The 769-nt window shown below is 58.0% G+C and carries 1 protein-coding gene; it reads left to right on the forward strand.

Annotated elements, in window-relative coordinates; translation table 11 throughout:
* The coding region (locus AC1DRJ_RS30715; RefSeq protein WP_477805422.1) for a peptidoglycan DD-metalloendopeptidase family protein at positions 1–769 on the forward strand (769 nt) is incomplete at both ends.

The following is a 769-nucleotide window of genomic DNA, read 5'->3' on the forward strand; positions in this document are numbered from 1 at the left end:
AAGGCCAGCTGACCAACCTGCACAGCAAGCTCAACGACCTCGAAAGCATTACCTTGACCAAGAATGACAAGGGTTATGTATTCAACCGCGTCACCGCCAAGCCTACCGTGCGCTCCGCCTATGTTCATGGCGTGATCAACAGTTCGCTGTCGCAATCCGCTGCTCGCGCCGGGCTCTCCCACAGCCAGGCCATGGACATGGCCAGCGTGTTTGGCTACGACRTCGACTTCGCCCAGGATATTCGCCAGGGTGACGAATTCGAYGTGATCTAYGAGCAGAAAGTCGYCAACGGCAAGGYWGTCGGCAACGGCCCGATACTCTCCGCGCGGTTCACCAACCGCGGCAAGACCTATACCGCTGTGCGTTACATCAACAAACAGGGCAACGCTAGTTACTACACCGCTGATGGCAACAGCATGCGCAAAGCGTTCATCCGCACCCCGGTAGACTTTGCCCGCATCAGTTCGAAATTCTCAATGGGGCGCAAGCACCCGATTCTGAACAAGATCCGCGCCCACAAAGGCGTCGACTACGCAGCACCACGGGGTACACCGATCAAAGCCGCGGGTGACGGAAAAGTAGTGTTGGCCGGTCGCCGCGGTGGCTACGGTAATACCGTAATCATCYAGCACGGCGCCACCTACACCACGCTGTATGGCCACATGCAAGGCTTCGCCAAAGGCGTAAAGACCGGCGGCTCTGTTAAACAAGGCCAGGTGATCGGTTATATCGGAACCACCGGGCTCTCCACCGGTCCGCACCTGCACTA

This window comes from Pseudomonas sp. P5_B2 (assembly GCF_056400445.1).